The organism is Lysobacter sp. TAB13, from assembly GCF_052113885.1.
Classification (GTDB): domain Bacteria; phylum Pseudomonadota; class Gammaproteobacteria; order Xanthomonadales; family Xanthomonadaceae; genus Lysobacter; species Lysobacter gummosus.
In genome coordinates, this window is sequence record NZ_JBFRDR010000191.1 from 1 (window position 1) to 457 (window position 457).

The 457-nt window shown below is 62.8% G+C and carries 1 protein-coding gene; it reads right to left on the reverse strand.

Annotated features, from left to right (window positions below):
• Window positions 1–171 precede the first annotated feature (171 nt).
• The coding region (locus AB4Y92_RS25765; protein WP_441822202.1) for a hypothetical protein at window positions 172–457 on the reverse strand (286 nt) is incomplete at its 5' end.

The window sequence follows — 457 nt, forward strand, 5'->3', positions numbered from 1 at the left end:
GTGCTTGGCCAGTGCCGCCTCGAAAGCCGGCGTGATGTGTTCAGGCTTGATCACCGCGAAGGGCGGCAGGCCGAAGGGCGTCTCCCAGACGGCGGCGAAGGGATTGTCTGCGGGTAGCGGCAAGGCTTCTGGCGCGGTCATCTCGTTCCGTTCCGGAAAATCAGGGGATGGTCAGTCTTGAGCGTAGATATGGGCGAGATAGCGCCGCATGAAAGGCGGCATGTCGAGATGCTCGCTCTCGGCGAGATTGCGCACGATCACGACATCGGAGAGTTCAGGCTCCGCCTGTTCCCTGATGCGTGACAGCATGATCTCGCACGCTTCCTCGGCCGACCAGGACAGCGCCACCGGCCGCATGAAAGCGACGCGGCCGGTCATGATCACCGCCGTCCAGCTTTCATCGACGTCGATTTCGCCCAAGGTCAGTCCGGTCTCCTCGCAGAGTTCGCGTGTGACG